Annotated in this window: 15 protein-coding genes and 2 other annotated features; all 15 genes read right to left on the reverse strand. The window is 39.9% G+C overall.

Annotation, left to right across the window (positions count from 1 at the left end):
- Window positions 1-29: 29 nt before the first annotated feature.
- The 15 genes from rpoC to cysS all read right to left on the reverse strand — a co-directional run bounded on the left by rpoC (window position 30) and on the right by cysS (window position 16,161).
- Window positions 30-3,710, reverse strand: coding sequence for a DNA-directed RNA polymerase subunit beta' (gene rpoC / locus CBM15_RS13085; protein ID WP_087617863.1), 3,681 nt, complete (start codon window positions 3,708-3,710; stop codon window positions 30-32).
- A gap of 147 nt (window positions 3,711-3,857) precedes the next feature.
- A complete protein-coding gene (gene rpoB, locus CBM15_RS13090) occupies window positions 3,858-7,412 on the reverse strand; it encodes a DNA-directed RNA polymerase subunit beta (RefSeq protein ID WP_173364513.1) in 3,555 nt (1,184 codons plus the stop codon).
- A gap of 243 nt (window positions 7,413-7,655) precedes the next feature.
- Window positions 7,656-8,258 (reverse strand): class I SAM-dependent methyltransferase, encoded by a 603-nt coding sequence (locus CBM15_RS13095; protein WP_087617864.1) that lies wholly within the window; start codon window positions 8,256-8,258, stop codon window positions 7,656-7,658.
- A 191-nt stretch (window positions 8,259-8,449) separates the two neighbouring features.
- On the reverse strand, window positions 8,450-8,809 hold the full coding sequence (rplL, locus tag CBM15_RS13100) for a 50S ribosomal protein L7/L12 (protein ID WP_008406994.1): 360 nt from the start codon (window positions 8,807-8,809) through the stop codon (window positions 8,450-8,452).
- Window positions 8,810-8,881: 72 nt separating this feature from the next.
- Window positions 8,882-9,382 carry a 50S ribosomal protein L10 gene (rplJ, locus tag CBM15_RS13105; protein WP_087617865.1) on the reverse strand — a complete coding sequence of 167 codons (501 nt, stop codon included), beginning with the start codon at window positions 9,380-9,382 and terminating at the stop codon, window positions 8,882-8,884.
- A gap of 32 nt (window positions 9,383-9,414) precedes the next feature.
- Window positions 9,415-9,560: a sequence feature (ribosomal protein L10 leader region), on the reverse strand.
- Window positions 9,561-9,634: 74 nt separating this feature from the next.
- Entirely contained in the window at window positions 9,635-10,333 is a 699-nt protein-coding gene (gene rplA / locus CBM15_RS13110) for a 50S ribosomal protein L1 (RefSeq protein ID WP_087617866.1), read from the reverse strand.
- Window positions 10,334-10,465: 132 nt separating this feature from the next.
- Window positions 10,466-10,891, reverse strand: a complete 426-nt coding sequence (rplK, locus tag CBM15_RS13115; protein WP_008406998.1) for a 50S ribosomal protein L11 — start codon at window positions 10,889-10,891, stop codon at window positions 10,466-10,468.
- 180 nt (window positions 10,892-11,071) lie between these two features.
- A complete protein-coding gene (gene nusG / locus CBM15_RS13120; protein ID WP_008407000.1) occupies window positions 11,072-11,611 on the reverse strand; it encodes a transcription termination/antitermination protein NusG in 540 nt (179 codons plus the stop codon).
- Window positions 11,612-11,792: 181 nt separating this feature from the next.
- A complete protein-coding gene (gene secE, locus CBM15_RS13125; protein WP_008407002.1) occupies window positions 11,793-11,978 on the reverse strand; it encodes a preprotein translocase subunit SecE in 186 nt (61 codons plus the stop codon).
- 40 nt (window positions 11,979-12,018) lie between these two features.
- Window positions 12,019-12,165, reverse strand: a complete 147-nt coding sequence (gene rpmG / locus CBM15_RS13130; protein WP_039967164.1) for a 50S ribosomal protein L33 — start codon at window positions 12,163-12,165, stop codon at window positions 12,019-12,021.
- A 77-nt stretch (window positions 12,166-12,242) separates the two neighbouring features.
- Entirely contained in the window at window positions 12,243-12,866 is a 624-nt protein-coding gene (sigH, locus tag CBM15_RS13135; RefSeq protein WP_169797433.1) for an RNA polymerase sporulation sigma factor SigH, read from the reverse strand.
- A 94-nt stretch (window positions 12,867-12,960) separates the two neighbouring features.
- On the reverse strand, window positions 12,961-13,473 hold the full coding sequence (locus CBM15_RS13140) for an NYN domain-containing protein (protein WP_008407006.1): 513 nt from the start codon (window positions 13,471-13,473) through the stop codon (window positions 12,961-12,963).
- A 4-nt stretch (window positions 13,474-13,477) separates the two neighbouring features.
- Window positions 13,478-14,341, reverse strand: coding sequence for a 23S rRNA (guanosine(2251)-2'-O)-methyltransferase RlmB (gene rlmB, locus CBM15_RS13145; protein ID WP_087617867.1), 864 nt, complete (start codon window positions 14,339-14,341; stop codon window positions 13,478-13,480).
- Window positions 14,342-14,343: 2 nt separating this feature from the next.
- The gene (locus CBM15_RS13150) at window positions 14,344-14,757 is read right to left on the reverse strand and encodes a Mini-ribonuclease 3 (protein WP_008407010.1); all 414 of its coding nucleotides are present in this window, start codon (window positions 14,755-14,757) and stop codon (window positions 14,344-14,346) included.
- Complete coding sequence (gene cysS / locus CBM15_RS13155) at window positions 14,758-16,161, reverse strand: cysteine--tRNA ligase (RefSeq protein ID WP_087617868.1); 1,404 nt, start codon at window positions 16,159-16,161, stop codon at window positions 14,758-14,760.
- Between the two features lie 93 nt (window positions 16,162-16,254).
- Window positions 16,255-16,476, reverse strand: a binding site (T-box leader).
- Between the last annotated feature and the right edge of the window lie 63 nt (window positions 16,477-16,539).

Raw genomic sequence — 16,539 nt, forward strand, 5'->3', positions numbered from 1 at the left:
TCTGACGGGGATCTCTTCATTAAATACTGCTATTCAGCTGTAGTTACTTCTGCTGATTCTTCTTGCTCCATACGGATTTGACGGTAACGTTGCATACCTGTACCAGCCGGAACTAGTTTACCGATAATTACGTTTTCCTTCAGACCTAGAAGCTCATCACGTTTACCTTTAATTGCAGCATCCGTTAACACACGTGTTGTTTCTTGGAATGATGCAGCTGATAAGAATGATTCTGTTTCAAGAGAAGCTTTTGTAATACCTAAAATGACAGGACGGCAAGTTGCTGGTGTTTTCCCGCTAAGTACGGCTTCAGCATTCGCCTCAGAGAATTGGTGAATATCAAGAAGTGAACCTGGTAATAACTCAGTGTCACCTGCTTCAATCACACGCACTTTACGAAGCATTTGGCGAACCATTACTTCGATGTGTTTGTCTCCGATTTCTACCCCTTGCATACGGTATACTTTCTGTACTTCTTTTAATAAATATTCTTGAACTGTCGATACATCTTTAACTTTTAATAATTGCTTCGGATCGATAGAACCTTCAGATAATGTTTGACCCGCTATAATTGTGTCGCCTTCTGCTACTTTTAGACGCGCGTTGTAAGGTGCTTGGTATTTACGTGTTTCCACATCACCTTGGATCGTTACTTCTTTAAGACCTTCACGAATTTCTTCAATTTCGATCACTGTACCAGTAATTTCAGAAATGACTGCTTGACCTTTAGGGTTACGCGCCTCGAAAATTTCCTGGATACGTGGAAGACCTTGTGTAATATCATTACCGGCTACCCCACCAGTATGGAATGTACGCATCGTTAACTGTGTACCTGGTTCACCGATAGATTGTGCAGCAATAATACCAACTGCTTCACCAACTTCTACCCCTTCACCAGTAGCTAAGTTCATACCGTAACATTTTTTACATACACCGTGTTTTGTATTACATGTAAATGCAGAACGGATTGTAATTTCTTTGATATTTGCATCATCGATTACGCGAGCAATATCTTGTGTAATTAAACCATCACGCTCTACAATAACAGCTCCTGTTTCTGGATGGCGAACTGTTTTCTTCACGTAACGACCAACAATACGTTCGTCTAACGCTTCAATCAATTCGTTTCCTTCCATTAATGAACCGATTAATAAACCGCGGTCAGTACCACAGTCGTCTTCACGAACGATAACATCTTGTGCTACGTCTACTAAACGACGAGTTAAGTAACCTGAATCGGCAGTTTTTAGTGCTGTATCGGCAAGACCTTTACGCGCACCGTGTGTAGAGATGAAGTACTCTAATACTGTTAAACCTTCACGGAATGAAGACTTGATTGGTAACTCGATGATACGACCAGCCGGGTTGGCCATCAGACCACGCATACCAGCTAACTGTGTAAAGTTCGATGCGTTACCACGGGCACCAGAGTCAGACATCATGAAGATCGGGTTAGTTTTTTGTAAAGATTTCATCAGCTTGCCTTGAATTTCATCTTTCGCAGCTGTCCATACGTTAATAACTCGGTTATAACGCTCTTCCTCAGTAATTAAACCACGGCGGAACTGGATCATTACTTTATCTACTTTGCTTTGGGCTTCCTCAAGGATTACGCCTTTATCCGGTAATACGACGATGTCAGATACACCTACTGTAATACCTGCACGAGTAGAATATTTGAAACCTAAGTTTTTCATGCGGTCAAGCATCTTAGAAGTTTCTGTAATGTGGAACTCTTTAAATACTTCAGCAATAACATTCCCTAAGAATTTTTTACGGAAAGGATCTACTACAGGCATATTTGTGAAGTGCTTCGCTAACATAGCACGGCGTTGTGCTTCAATTTTTTCTAATTCAGATAAATCAGCATAGCCTTCTGTTGCTTCGATTTCTTTCAGTAACTCTTCGTCAATTGTTAAGTTCACGAAGTACTTTTCAGGTGTTTTTTGCTCTAAGTTGACTGAAGTCGGCTCATTAATATAAGGGAATGAGCGTGGTAAAATTTCATTGAAGATTACTTTACCTACAGTCGATAATAGGAACATTTTATTTTGTTCTTCTGTAAATGTCGGGTTATTTAATGAGCTTGCTTTAATCGCAATACGAGAGTGTAAATGTACATGACCGTTTTGGTAGGCGATTAACACTTCGTTTGAATCATTAAATACAGCACCTTCACCACGAGCACCTTCACGCTCAAGTGTTAAGTAATAGTTACCTAATACCATATCCTGAGATGGAGTTACTACTGGTTTCCCGTCTTTCGGGTTAAGGATGTTTTGTGCCGCTAACATAAGTAAACGGGCTTCTGCTTGTGCCTCAGCTGATAATGGAACGTGAACCGCCATTTGGTCACCATCGAAGTCAGCGTTATAAGCTGTACATACTAATGGGTGAAGACGGATTGCACGGCCTTCTACTAGTGTAGGCTCGAATGCTTGGATACCAAGACGGTGTAATGTCGGTGCACGGTTAAGTAATACCGGATGCTCACGAATTACATCTTCTAATACGTCCCAAACTTCATTGTGTAAACGCTCAATTTTACGTTTTGCACTCTTGATGTTATGGGCAAGGCCACGTTCCACTAACTCTTTCATTACGAAAGGTTTGAACAGTTCGATTGCCATTTCTTTTGGAAGACCACATTGGTACATTTTTAAGTTAGGACCTACTACGATAACCGAACGACCAGAGTAGTCTACACGTTTACCAAGTAAGTTTTGACGGAAACGACCTTGTTTCCCTTTCAGCATATGTGAAAGTGATTTTAAAGGACGGTTACCAGGACCTGTTACAGGACGACCACGACGACCATTATCGATTAATGCGTCAACCGCTTCTTGTAACATACGTTTCTCGTTTTGAACGATAATGCTTGGTGCACCAAGGTCAAGTAAACGTTTTAAACGGTTGTTACGGTTAATAACACGACGGTAAAGGTCATTTAAGTCAGATGTAGCAAAACGTCCACCATCTAATTGCACCATCGGACGAAGCTCTGGCGGAATTACCGGTAGTACATCTAAAATCATCCACTCTGGTTTGTTGCCTGAGTTACGGAATGACTCTACTACTTCTAAACGTTTAATCGCACGTGTACGGCGTTGGCCCTGTGCAGATTTTAACTCTTCTTTTAAAACTTGTGTTTCATCTTCTAAGTCAATTTTTTCTAAAAGACGTTTAATGGCTTCAGCACCCATTGCTGCTTCGAATTCACTGCCATACTTTTCACGGTATGCACGGTATTCTTTTTCAGAAAGTAAGTCTTTATAGCCTAAAGACGTTTGACCTGGCTCGATTACTACATATGAAGCAAAGTAAATTACTTCTTCCAATGCACGTGGAGACATATCTAAAATAAGACCCATACGGCTTGGAATACCTTTGAAGTACCAAATATGTGATACAGGTGCTGCTAGTTCGATATGTCCTTGACGTTCACGGCGAACTTTCGAACGCGTTACTTCTACGCCACAGCGGTCACAAACGACACCTTTATAACGTACGCGCTTATATTTACCACAGTGACATTCCCAGTCTTTAGTTGGTCCAAAAATACGTTCACAGAATAGACCATCTTTTTCTGGTTTTAATGTACGGTAGTTAATTGTCTCTGGTTTTTTTACTTCTCCGTATGACCAAGAACGGATCTTGTCAGGTGAAGCTAAACCAATTTTCATATATTCAAATTCATTAACATCGATCAAGGAGCCTACCTCCCTTTAGTTATAAGTCGTAAATGACTTTTAATGTAGCTCTACACTTACAAAATTTCATATTAGGCCATAATGAAACTTGCATCTAAAATATAAGAAAAATCGGGCAGGGCATATACCTGCCCGATTCAATTGAAGTTATTCAAATGATTCTACTGGGTCTTCTTCTTTATCATTAGATCGTTCGACAGGTGCAGCTACTTCATCTTCATCGTCAAGGTCGCGTAATTCCACTTCCTCGTCGTTGATTGTAAGCATCTTCACATCCATACCTAATGATTGAAGTTCTTTAATTAATACTTTAAATGATTCTGGAACACCTGGTTCTGGAACACTTTCACCTTTTACGATTGCTTCGTATGTTTTCACACGACCTACAACGTCATCCGATTTTACAGTTAAAATCTCTTGTAACGTGTATGCTGCACCGTATGCTTCAAGTGCCCAAACCTCCATCTCACCAAAGCGCTGACCACCGAATTGTGCTTTACCACCAAGCGGCTGTTGCGTTACTAATGAGTAAGGTCCAGTTGAACGTGCATGAAGTTTATCGTCAACCATGTGCGCTAGTTTGATCATGTACATGATACCAACAGAAACACGGCTATCGAACGGCTCACCTGAACGTCCATCATAAAGAATTGTTTTACCATCACGGTTCATACCAGCTTCTTCCATCGTTTCCCAAACATCGGCTTCGTTGGCACCATCGAATACTGGTGAAGCCATATGAATACCTAAGTAACGTGAAGCCATACCTAAGTGTAGCTCAAGCACTTGTCCGATGTTCATACGTGAAGGTACCCCTAGTGGGTTAAGCATGATATCAACTGGAGTTCCGTCCGGCATGAACGGCATATCCTCTTCCGGTAAGATACGTGAAATTACACCTTTGTTACCGTGACGTCCGGCCATTTTGTCACCAACGCGGATTTTACGTTTTTGAACAATATAAGCACGAACTAGTTGGTTTACACCTGGTGGTAATTCATCGCCGTCTTCACGGTTGAATACTTTAACATCTAAAATGATACCGCCAGCTCCGTGTGGTACACGTAGAGACGTATCACGTACTTCACGAGCTTTTTCACCGAAGATAGCATGTAATAAACGCTCTTCCGCAGTTAACTCTGTAACTCCTTTAGGCGTAACTTTACCTACTAGAATATCACCATCGCGAACTTCTGCACCGATACGGATAATTCCGCGGTCGTCCAAGTTACGAAGTGCATCTTCACCCACGTTTGGAATATCACGTGTGATTTCTTCAGGTCCAAGCTTTGTATCACGAGACTCTGATTCATATTCTTCAATATGAACAGAAGTATATACATCGTCTTTAACAAGGCGTTCGCTCATAATTACAGCATCCTCGTAGTTGAAGCCGTCCCATGTCATGAACGCAACAAGTACGTTTTGACCAAGTGCTAATTCGCCTTTTTCCATAGATGGACCATCAGCTAAAATATCACGAGGTTTTACACGGTCGCCAACTTTTACGATTGGACGTTGGTTATAAGAAGTACCTTGGTTAGAACGAATGAATTTTTGTAATTTATATTTTGTTAGATCGCCTTTAACTTCTTTGCCATCTACTACTTCAATACGACGTACGTGAATTGAACGTGCTTCTACATGTTCAACAATACCATCGAATTTGGCAACTACAGCAGCACCAGAATCACGTGCATCTACGTGTTCCATACCCGTACCAACGAATGGTGCGTTTGGATATAGTAATGGAACAGCTTGACGTTGCATGTTCGCTCCCATTAACGCACGGTTTGAGTCGTCGTTTTCTAAGAACGGAATACATGCTGTCGCAGCAGATACTACTTGTTTAGGCGATACATCCATGTAGTCGATGCGGTCTTTAGAGAATACAGTGTTGTCACCACGGAAACGTCCAACAACTTCTTCATTCGCGAAAGTACCGTCTTCATTTAAGATTGAGTTCGCTTGTGCTACTACATAGTTATCTTCTTCATCAGCAGTTAAGTAATGGATTTCACTCGTTACAGCACCTGTTTCTGGATCAACACGGCGGTAAGGAGTTTCAATGAAGCCAAACTTGTTAACTTTTGCGAAAGAAGATAATGAGTTAATAAGACCGATATTTGGTCCCTCAGGCGTCTCGATCGGACACATACGACCATAGTGAGAGTAGTGAACGTCACGTACTTCCATACCAGCACGCTCACGTGTTAAACCACCAGGCCCTAATGCAGATAGACGACGCTTATGCGTTAATTCTGCTAACGGGTTTGTTTGGTCCATGAATTGAGACAATTGAGAGCTACCGAAGAACTCTTTAATTGAAGCGATAACAGGACGGATATTGATTAATTGCTGTGGTACGATTGCTGCTGTGTCGTTAATTGACATACGCTCACGTACTACACGCTCCATACGAGATAAACCAATACGGAATTGGTTTTGTAGTAATTCGCCAACAGAACGTAAACGGCGGTTACCTAAATGGTCAATATCATCTGTATTACCAACGTCATATAATAAGTTGAAGAAGTATGATACTGATGCCAATACATCGGCTGGAGTAATATTTTTCACTTCTTCATCTACATAGGCGTTTGAAATAACATTAATTTCTTTTTGCGCTTCATCATTTGGTGCAAAGATTTTAACCGACTGAATTGTAATATCATCTTCCAATACACCACCAACTTGGTTTAATGTACGGAAACCGACACCACTTTCTAAATAAGGAATTAACTTATCCAAATTACGGCGGTCTAATAATGTACCTGCTTCTACGATAATTTCCCCTGTATCAGGATCCACTAACGTTTCTGCAATAGTTTGGTTGAATAAACGATTTTTGATATGAAGCTTTTTGTTCATTTTGTAACGACCAACATTCGCTAAATCATAGCGTTTTGCATCGAAGAAGCGAGAATATAATAAGTTCTTCGCAGACTCAACTGTTGGTGGTTCACCTGGACGTAAGCGTTCATAGATTTCAAGAAGGGCCTTTTCAGTACCTTCCGTGTTATCTTTTTCTAACGTATTACGTAAATATTCATTGTCGCCAATGATATCTAAAATTTCTTGATCCGAGCCAAAACCTAATGCACGTAAAAGCACCGTTACTGGTAATTTACGTGTACGATCGATACGTACATAAACAACGTCTTTAGCATCTGTTTCATATTCAAGCCATGCACCACGGTTTGGAATAACCGTTGCACCAAAGCCTTTTTTACCGTTTTTATCCGTTTTTTCGTGGAAGTATACACTTGGAGAACGAACTAACTGTGAAACAATAACACGCTCAGCACCGTTAATAATAAACGTACCTGTTTCCGTCATTAATGGGAAATCACCCATAAAGACGTCTTGCTCTTTCACTTCGTTTGTTTCTTTGTTGTGCAAACGTACTTTTACACGTAATGGTGCAGCATAAGTAACGTCACGCTCTTTACATTCATCCACATCATACTTAGGTTCTCCTAAAGTATAGTCGACGAATTCTAATGAAAGATTACCTGTAAAATCTTCGATTGGAGAAATGTCGTGGAACATCTCGCGCAACCCTTCTTCAAGGAACCACTCATAAGATGCTGTTTGGATTTCGATTAGATTCGGAAGTTCCAGCACCTCACTAATACGCGCAAAGCTTCTACGCTGGCGGTGTTGTCCGTACTGAACTAGTTGACCTGTCAACTCATTCACCCCTCAATAAAGCGATAATAGGTCTTTGCAAAAACATACAAATAGTGTATGATTTCGAAAGACAAAAAGAAAACGAGACTTTTTTTAAACCTCATTTTCGGTTAAACTTAACTTATTCTTAGCAGTATACCCGTAACTTTGAATATTTAATGCAAAAGGGCATACTACCTCAAAATAATAATTTTGCATTTTATTATGTTATCATACTCGATTTGTCAAGTCAATATTGGAAACTAATCTTACTTATTTTTTTGCACGAATAATCCAATATCCTTTTTTCTTCTCAACGACATCTACTTCTGAAAACATTCCTTCTAAATGACTCATAGTTGATGGAGCGCCTTGCTTCTTCTGAATAACAATCCACAGCTCACCATTTTCCTCCAACAATTCATATGCACCGTCATAAAACTTAAAGATCGTTTCTTTACCGGCACGAATCGGAGGATTTGTTAATACAGCAGCCACTTTCGTTTCAGGTTCTACAGCCGCTAATCCATCGCTTTCAAAAATACGTACATTTTGAACCCCGTTAAGCTGGGCATTTTTTTGAGACAAACTAACCGCTCGTGAATTTATATCCATCATGTAAACTTCACGATCAGGGTTGTTTTTTGCAATCGATAATCCGATTGGTCCATAGCCACAACCTACATCAAGCAAAACACCATCAATTTTAGGCATTTCAAACACATCGATTAGTACACGGGAACCAAAATCTACTTCGCTTTTACTGAATACACCCGTATCCGTTTCAAACGTAAATGTATTGCCTAATAAAGTGAATTTCCATTGGCGTGGTTTACTCTCAGTTTGAGGCTTATTTGAATAATAATGTTCAGACATGCAACACGCCTCCTTAGAAAAAATACATTTTGCGCTAATTTGTGCAAAATGATGTCTTTTCATGTGGGTTACTATAAAAATCAATATTTTCATATCCACAAAAGTTAATAAAGAAAAGCCCGCCGCAAAATTGTGACGAGCTTTCCTTATTAAACTAAGCTCATAGCTTAGCAATTAAAGTTAAACTAAAATTATTTAACTTCTACTGAAGCGCCAACTTCTTCAAGTTTAGCTTTGATAGCTTCAGCTTCGTCTTTAGAAACGCCTTCTTTAAGAGCTTTAGGAGCGTTATCAACAACTTCTTTAGCTTCTTTTAAGCCTAAACCAGTGATTTCACGAACCACTTTGATTACTTTGATTTTTTCTCCACCAGCAGAAGCTAATACTACGTCAAACTCAGTTTTTTCTTCAGCTGCAGCAGCACCGCCAGCAACTACTGCTACTGGAGCAGCAGCTGTTACACCGAATTCTTCTTCGATTGCTTTTACTAAATCGTTTAACTCTAGAACTGTCATAGCTTTGATAGCTTCTAAGATTTGTTCATTGTTCATTTTAATTTCCTCCTATGGAATGTTTATTAGTTTTAGGCAATTTGCCTGATTTTTGAAGTTATGAGGCTGCTATTAAGCGCCTTGCTCTTCTTTTTGTTCTGCAACAGCTTTTGTTGCAAGTGCGAAGTTGCGCACTGGAGCTTGAAGTACAGATAAAAGCATTGATAATAGACCTTCGCGAGATGGAAGTTCTGCAAGAGCTTTAACGTCTTCCACTGATGCCACAGTACCTTCGATAATACCAGCTTTAATTTCTAACGCTTCGTTTTTCTTAGCGAATTCGTTAATAATTTTAGCAGGAGCTACTACGTCCTCGTTAGAGAATGCGATAGCGTTTGGACCAGTTAAGAATTCATTGATTCCTTCTAAACCAGCAGTTTCAGCAGCACGGCGAGTTAAAGTGTTTTTGTATACTTTGAACTCAACACCAGCTTCACGTAATTGCTTACGTAATTCTGTTACTTGCGCTACAGTTAAACCACGGTAATCTACTACTACGATAGAAGCAGCAGCTGAGAATTTTTCAGCGATTTCTTGAACGTGAACTTTTTTAGTTTCGATTGCTTTGCTCATGATGACACCTCCTATTAGAATGAGTCATTTATACCGACAAAGAAAAGCCTCTACATCAAAATAGACATAGAGGCTGAAAGTACATCATCTTAAAAAGAATCCGAACTCCTATGTCCTCGGTAGGATCATTAAGTGCATATGGCACCCCTACTGTCTACGGTACAAATGGATGATTCACAACAGCACTCATCTTACCAAGTAAGAAGCGCGTTGTCAACAAATTTTATTTTACGATTTTTATAAAATCGGAAATTATTTAACTGTTACGTTAGCAGCGTCAACTTTTACAGCAGGACCCATTGTAGTTGTAACGTTTACAGACTTCATGTAAGTTCCTTTTGCTGCAGCTGGCTTAGCTTTTTGAACTACTTCAAATACAGCTAAGAAGTTTTCTACTAATTTTTCTGTATCGAAAGAAACTTTACCGATTGGTGCGTGGATAATACCAGACTTTTCAGCACGGTACTCTACTTTACCAGCTTTGATTTCTTCGATTGCTTTTGTTACGTCAAATGTAACTGTACCTGTTTTAGGGTTTGGCATTAAACCTTTAGGACCTAATACACGACCTAATTTACCGACTTCACCCATCATGTCAGGAGTTGCAACGATTACATCGAAATCAAACCAACCTTGTTGGATTTTTTGGATGTATTCTGCATCGCCTACATAGTCTGCGCCAGCAGCTTCTGCTTCTTTAAGTTTTTCGCCTTTAGCGAAAACTAATACGCGTTGAGTTTTACCAGTACCGTGTGGTAATACTACCGCACCACGGATTTGTTGGTCGTTTTTACGAGTATCGATACCTAATTTGAATGCTACTTCTACAGTTGCATCAAAGTTTACTGTGCTTGTTTTTTGCGCTAATGCTACTGCTTCTTCTACAGAGTATAAAGTAGCGCGGTCGATTAATTTAGCTGCTTCTTGCAGTTTTTTACCTTTTTTAGCCATTATAATTTCCTCCTTGATTGTGGTTGTAACGGATTTGACCTCCCACGAATAAAGGTTGCGCACTCATCAAACAAGTATCCGAGTGCAGCAACCTTCCAAAAACAAAAACATCATCAAGTGTTGAAGATGGGATTAGTCTTCGATCGTAATACCCATGCTTCGCGCAGTACCTTCAACCATTAACATAGCAGCTTCAACTGAAGCAGCGTTAAGGTCTGGCATTTTTTGTTCAGCGATTTCGCGAACTTTATCACGTTTAACCGTTGCAACTTTTTTACGATTTGGTTCACCAGATCCAGATTGGATACCAGCAGCTACTTTAAGTAATACTGCAGCTGGCGGAGTTTTCGTAATAAAAGTGAATGAACGGTCTTCAAATACTGAAATTTCAACTGGAATGATAAGACCAGCTTGATCAGCAGTACGAGCGTTAAATTCTTTACAGAATCCCATAATGTTTACACCTGCTTGACCTAATGCAGGACCAACCGGTGGCGCTGGGTTTGCTTTACCAGCAGGGATTTGAAGTTTTACAACTTTAATAACTTTTTTAGCCACGAGACACACCTCCTTAAGTCCGTGATGTGGTAATTGGGTTGCCCCTCCCACTCAAATATCTGTTCGTCAGCTAACTTGCCGATAACATTAAAACTAATTATAATCACACGCCCAAAACTTGGACAGTCTGACCTTTGAAATGATAACACTTTTAAATTGCTTAATCAAGTATAAATAATTCTATATTTTTTGAACTTGGTTAAAGTCTAGCTCCATTACTGTTTCGCGACCGAACATATCAACAAGAACTTTTAATTTTGCTTTGTCCACATCTACTTCTTCTACGCGACCTTGGAAATGTGCAAATGGTCCTTCTAGAACTTCTACAACTTCACCAACAGAAATCTCAACTTCACCTAATAAGGATTCGTTCATACCCATTTGTGCAAGCAGACGTTCTGCTTCTTCCGGTAATAAAGGAGTTGGTTTTACACCGCCGCCCGAAGAACCGATAAATCCTGTCACACCAGGTGTATTACGAACGACATACCAAGCGTCATCTGTCATAATCAATTCTACTAAAACGTAACCCGGGAAGATTTTACGCATTACTGCTTTTTTCTTGCCGTCTTCTTTTACATCGATTTCTTCATGCTCAGCTACGATTACACGGAAAATTTTATCTTGCATCCCCATCGTTTCAACGCGTTTTTCAAGATTTGCTTTTACTCGGTTTTCATAACCGGAATACGTATGAACTACATACCAATTTTTCTCCATATAGGTAGGACTAAATCGTCCGTCCCTCCTTTACATTAAGTGTGTTAGGGTATATATTTCCCTGTTCACAAAACTTCAATAATCTATTTCTTTAAATATAAGCTGTCAGCATTTTTTAACAAATGAAAAAACCCGTTATATGGCATGGACGGGCTATTTCGAAATATTAACATGATATAGCTTACAGAGACAAGAACCAACGGAATAATTCTGAGATTCCTAAATCTATTGCTGTAAAGAATAACGCCATTACGATAACTGTAGAAACTACTACTACCGTATACTTCGTTAACTCTTTACTTTTCGGCCAACTTGTTTTGCGCATTTCTGAGCCGACTTCTTGTAGAAAGTTTGTTACTTTACTCATCTTTGCCTAACCTCCGAACAACGAATTAATCTATTTTCATTTATAACGTTTGTTTATGCATTGTATGCTCATTACAGTGAGAGCAAAATTTCTTCAGTTCTAAACGCTCGCTTGCCCCTTCTTTTTTCGGGACACTGTAGTTTCTCGAACCACATTTTTCACAACTTAAAACGACTTTCTTTGCCATGTTTATCACCTTTTCGGCAGTTTGTCCTTTAAAGACTAACACCTAAATTTCCCACTGTCAATAAAGGCTCGTGGTGTTTAAGTCATTTCTTTTAGTTCAAGATGACGCTCCAATTTGCGCTTCACCCGCTGTAATGCATTATCAATGGATTTTACATGTCGATCCAATTCTTCAGAAATTTCATTATAGGATTGTCCTTCCAAATAACGTACCAACACCTGCTGTTCGAGTTCGCTTAATACTTCACCCATCTTCTCTTCCAAATAAAGATAATCTTCGCGATTAATCATCAAATACTCAGGATCGTCCGAAATAGGACTCGTAATAATATCCATCAGTGTGCGCTCTGATTCTTCATCATAAATTGGCTTATCTAAAGAAACATATGAATTTAGCGGAATATGCTTTTGTCTAGTAGCTGTTTTAATTGCCGTAATAATTTGCCGTGTAATGCAAAGTTCTGCAAAGGCACGGAATGACGCAAGCTTGTCCTCTTTAAAATCCCGAATCGCTTTATATAAGCCAATCATTCCTTCTTGAATTATATCTTCTTTGTCCGCACCAATTAAAAAATACGACCGCGCTTTCGCCTTAACAAACAATCGGTATTTTGAAATTAAAAAATCTAACGCATCTGTATTGCCTAGATGCACTTGTTCTACAAGCTCTTCATCTGTCAAATGTTCAAAACGTAGTACCATTTGTAACTTCTCACTTTTAAGCAATGAAAATCACCTCAGTTACGCTAGAATAATTAGGAATAGTATAACTTAATTGGAAATAACGGGCAATCTATTACTTGAGCCCTCTTCTCCATTTTTCAAACTGTAGTTCCACTTCTTTTGATAGCTTGATTCTTGAGGCCGGTTTTTCGTCGGTCGATTCTTTTACTTTGGATGAAATTTTAGATTGAATAATTTGCATTTCAATTTCAAGCTCACGTGCCGATTTTCTTAATGCACCATGACCAAATACAACATTTTGTTCAGTCATATCGGATGTTGCGACGTGTATTTGGATTTTTCGCCCTTTTAATTCGTTCGATAATTTTTCAATGCGCTCGTCCGCTGTTTCGTTTTTACGTGTATAAAGCACTTCCACGGCATGCTGAATATAAAGTTGTTCAGTGCCCGGAACAAGATGCGCGTCAAATACAACAATAACACGCCAGCCTGTATGCGCTTTATACTCCGCCATTCGTTCAATTAACCGATCACGTGCATCTTCGAAGTGAGGCTCGCGTAACGGACGAAGCTCACTCCATGCACCGATCATGTTATAGCCGTCTACTAGCAATATGTTCTGCATGACCTCATCCGTTAGCTTCTTGTCGTTTGCGGTACACTTCATACATAAGTAATGCCGCTGCTACGGAAGCATTCAATGATGTTACATGACCAACCATTGGTAAGTGATATAAGAAGTCACATTTATCTTTTAAAAGACGGCTCATTCCCTTACCTTCACTACCAATAATTAATGCAAGCGGTAATGTTGCATCCATTTTACGATAATCTGCCGAACCTTTTGCATCTGTTCCGGCAATCCATACACCGCGGTCTTTTAGCTCATCCACCGTTTGGGCCAAATTGGTCACACGCACAACAGGTACATGCTCGATAGCACCTGTGGAAGCTTTAGCAACTACTGCTGTTAAACCTACTGCACGACGCTTCGGAATAATGATACCGTGTGCACCGATCGCATCTGCCGTACGCATAATCGATCCTAGGTTATGCGGATCTTCCAACTCGTCCAATATTAAAAAAAACGGGTCTTCATTTTTTGCCTTCGCTACGTTAAATAAATCATCCAATTCTGCATAGTCATATGCCGCGACCGATGCCACAATCCCCTGATGATTTTCTGCAAGCTTATCGACTTTTTGCTTTGGTACAAACTGCACGAGGACACCTTGCTCTTTCGCTAAGTCCATTAACTCCTGTACACCCGTTTTCTTAACGCCTTCAGCAATCCATAACTTATTGATTTCACGGCCGGAGCGAAGTGCTTCAAGTACTGGGTTTTTTCCTGCAATCATTTCTCCTGTTACTTCTTCCTGAGCAGATTGCGGTTTTTCTTGTTGCTTTTTCTCATGAGTTTTAAAAGTATCTGCTTTTTTATCGCGCCCTTTAAAATCTCTTGGTTTACGACTTGGCTGTCTTTTCTCTGCCATAGTTACACTCCTTTTGCCTGTTCGACAATTTCGATTGCGTAATCGATTATTTCATTTGCGCGATGATGTTCATTGCTGAGGAATAGGAAGCCTAAAACCGCTTCAAATCCTGAGCTATTACGATATGTGCGTACATCTGTGTTTTTCGGAACAGATCCTGATTTGGCATTGCGTCCTCTGCGGAAAACAGCTTGCTCTTCTTCTGTTAAATAATTTTCTTCGATCATACGATGTACAATATTGGACTGGGACTTGGCCGAAACATATTTCGTCGCCTCTTTATGCAATGTGTTAGGCTTTGCGCGGCCCGACAATATTAAATGTTCCCGAATTCTTTGTTCCAGCACGGCGTCGCCCATATAAGCGAGCGCCAGTGCATTTAGCTGTATGACATCATGTGGTGTTAAATTTTGCATTTACTGTCCTCGTTTCCAGCGTGTACCTTGACGAGTGTCTTCAAGCACAATATCCATGCCCAGCAGCTGGTCACGGATTTCATCTGAACGAGCGAAATCACGGTTTTTGCGGGCTTGGTTACGTTCCTCAATTAATGCCTCGATTTCTTCATCGAGTAAGCCTGCTTCTACTTTTATATGAATACCTAGTACATTTCCAATTGTATCAAACATCGTTAAAATTGCCTGCAATACTTCTTTATCCGTATTTGCTTCGTTTAAATACACATTGGCAATATGAGAAAGTTCAAATAGCGCCGAAACCGCATTTGCTGTATTAAAGTCATCATTCATCGCGTTTTCGAAATCAACTTTAATCTGACCAATTTTTTCAAGCCATTGTTCACTGTTATCCCCTAAACTTGCAGAAGATGTGAGACGGTGCTCCACATTCGTATAAGATGTACGAATACGGTCTAAACCATTTTTCGCTGCTTCCACTAAGTCCTGAGCGAAGTTGATCGGATTACGGTAATGAACAGACAGCATAAAGAAACGCAACACTTGCGGGTCAATTTGCTGGCGGATATCATTCACTAATATAAAGTTGCCCAGTGATTTTGACATTTTTTCATTATCAATATTAATATAGCCGTTATGCATCCAATAACGCGCGAATGTTTTATCATTATGCGCTTCAGATTGGGCAATTTCGTTTTCATGGTGAGGGAATGTTAAATCCTGTCCGCCTGCGTGAATATCGATTGTATCACCTAAATGCTCGCGTGCCATTACAGAACACTCAATATGCCATCCTGGACGTCCTTCTCCCCATGGTGATGCCCACTTAATTTCGCCTGCTTTCGCCGCTTTCCATAATGCGAAATCCAACGGGTCTTCCTTTTTCTCGCCGGCTTCAATACGTGCTCCTACTTTTAAATCATCGATAGATTGGTGACTTAACTTACCGTAGCCATTGAATTTACGTGTACGATAATAAACATCGCCTTGGGATTCATATGCGTAGCCTTTGTCGATCAGCACTTTTATAAACTCGATAATATCATCCATATGCTCTGTTACACGTGGATGGGCATCCGCCTTTTGGCATCCAAGCGCCGTAATATCTTCAAAGTAAGCAGCGATAAAGCGATCTGTTAAGACAGAAGTTTCTTCACCTAATTCATTTGCTGCTTTAATAATTTTGTCATCCACATCGGTAAAGTTCGAAACGAATTTCACCTCATAGCCTGCATACTGTAAATAGCGGCGTACTGTATCATAGACGATTACCGGACGGGAATTCCCAATATGAATGTAATTGTATACAGTCGGTCCGCATACATACATTTTTACTTTGCCTTCCTCCAACGGAATAAATGGTTCTTTTTGTCTTGTCAACGAATTGAAGATTTGAATCGTCATATTGCCTCTCCTTTTTCATAGTGCTCTTTTCGATGTTTATTGGATTAATTTGTCATTCCAATGAAAAAAGCGTCTCCATCACCTAAAGAAGGTGACAGAGACGCTAGATGCGCGGTTCCACTCTGGTTGAAAAAGTAGCCATACTTTTTCCGCTTAAAGTCCTGTAACGTGGACAAATCGATTTAACCTACTGCAAATTCAGTTAAATACTCAAAGGTGCATTTCAGCTTTGCCTTAACCTGGATCACTTTCAGCCGGTGGTGATCCTCTCTAATAAGGGGTGCGCAGCGTACTTCTCCTTCTCAACGTGCTATCACTTATAGAATTATATTCATTTTACATCTATTTTCAGAAAAATCAATCATTTTATCCATTCTA

The sequence above is a fragment of the Solibacillus kalamii genome, from assembly GCF_002174535.1.
Taxonomy (GTDB): domain Bacteria; phylum Bacillota; class Bacilli; order Bacillales_A; family Planococcaceae; genus Solibacillus; species Solibacillus silvestris.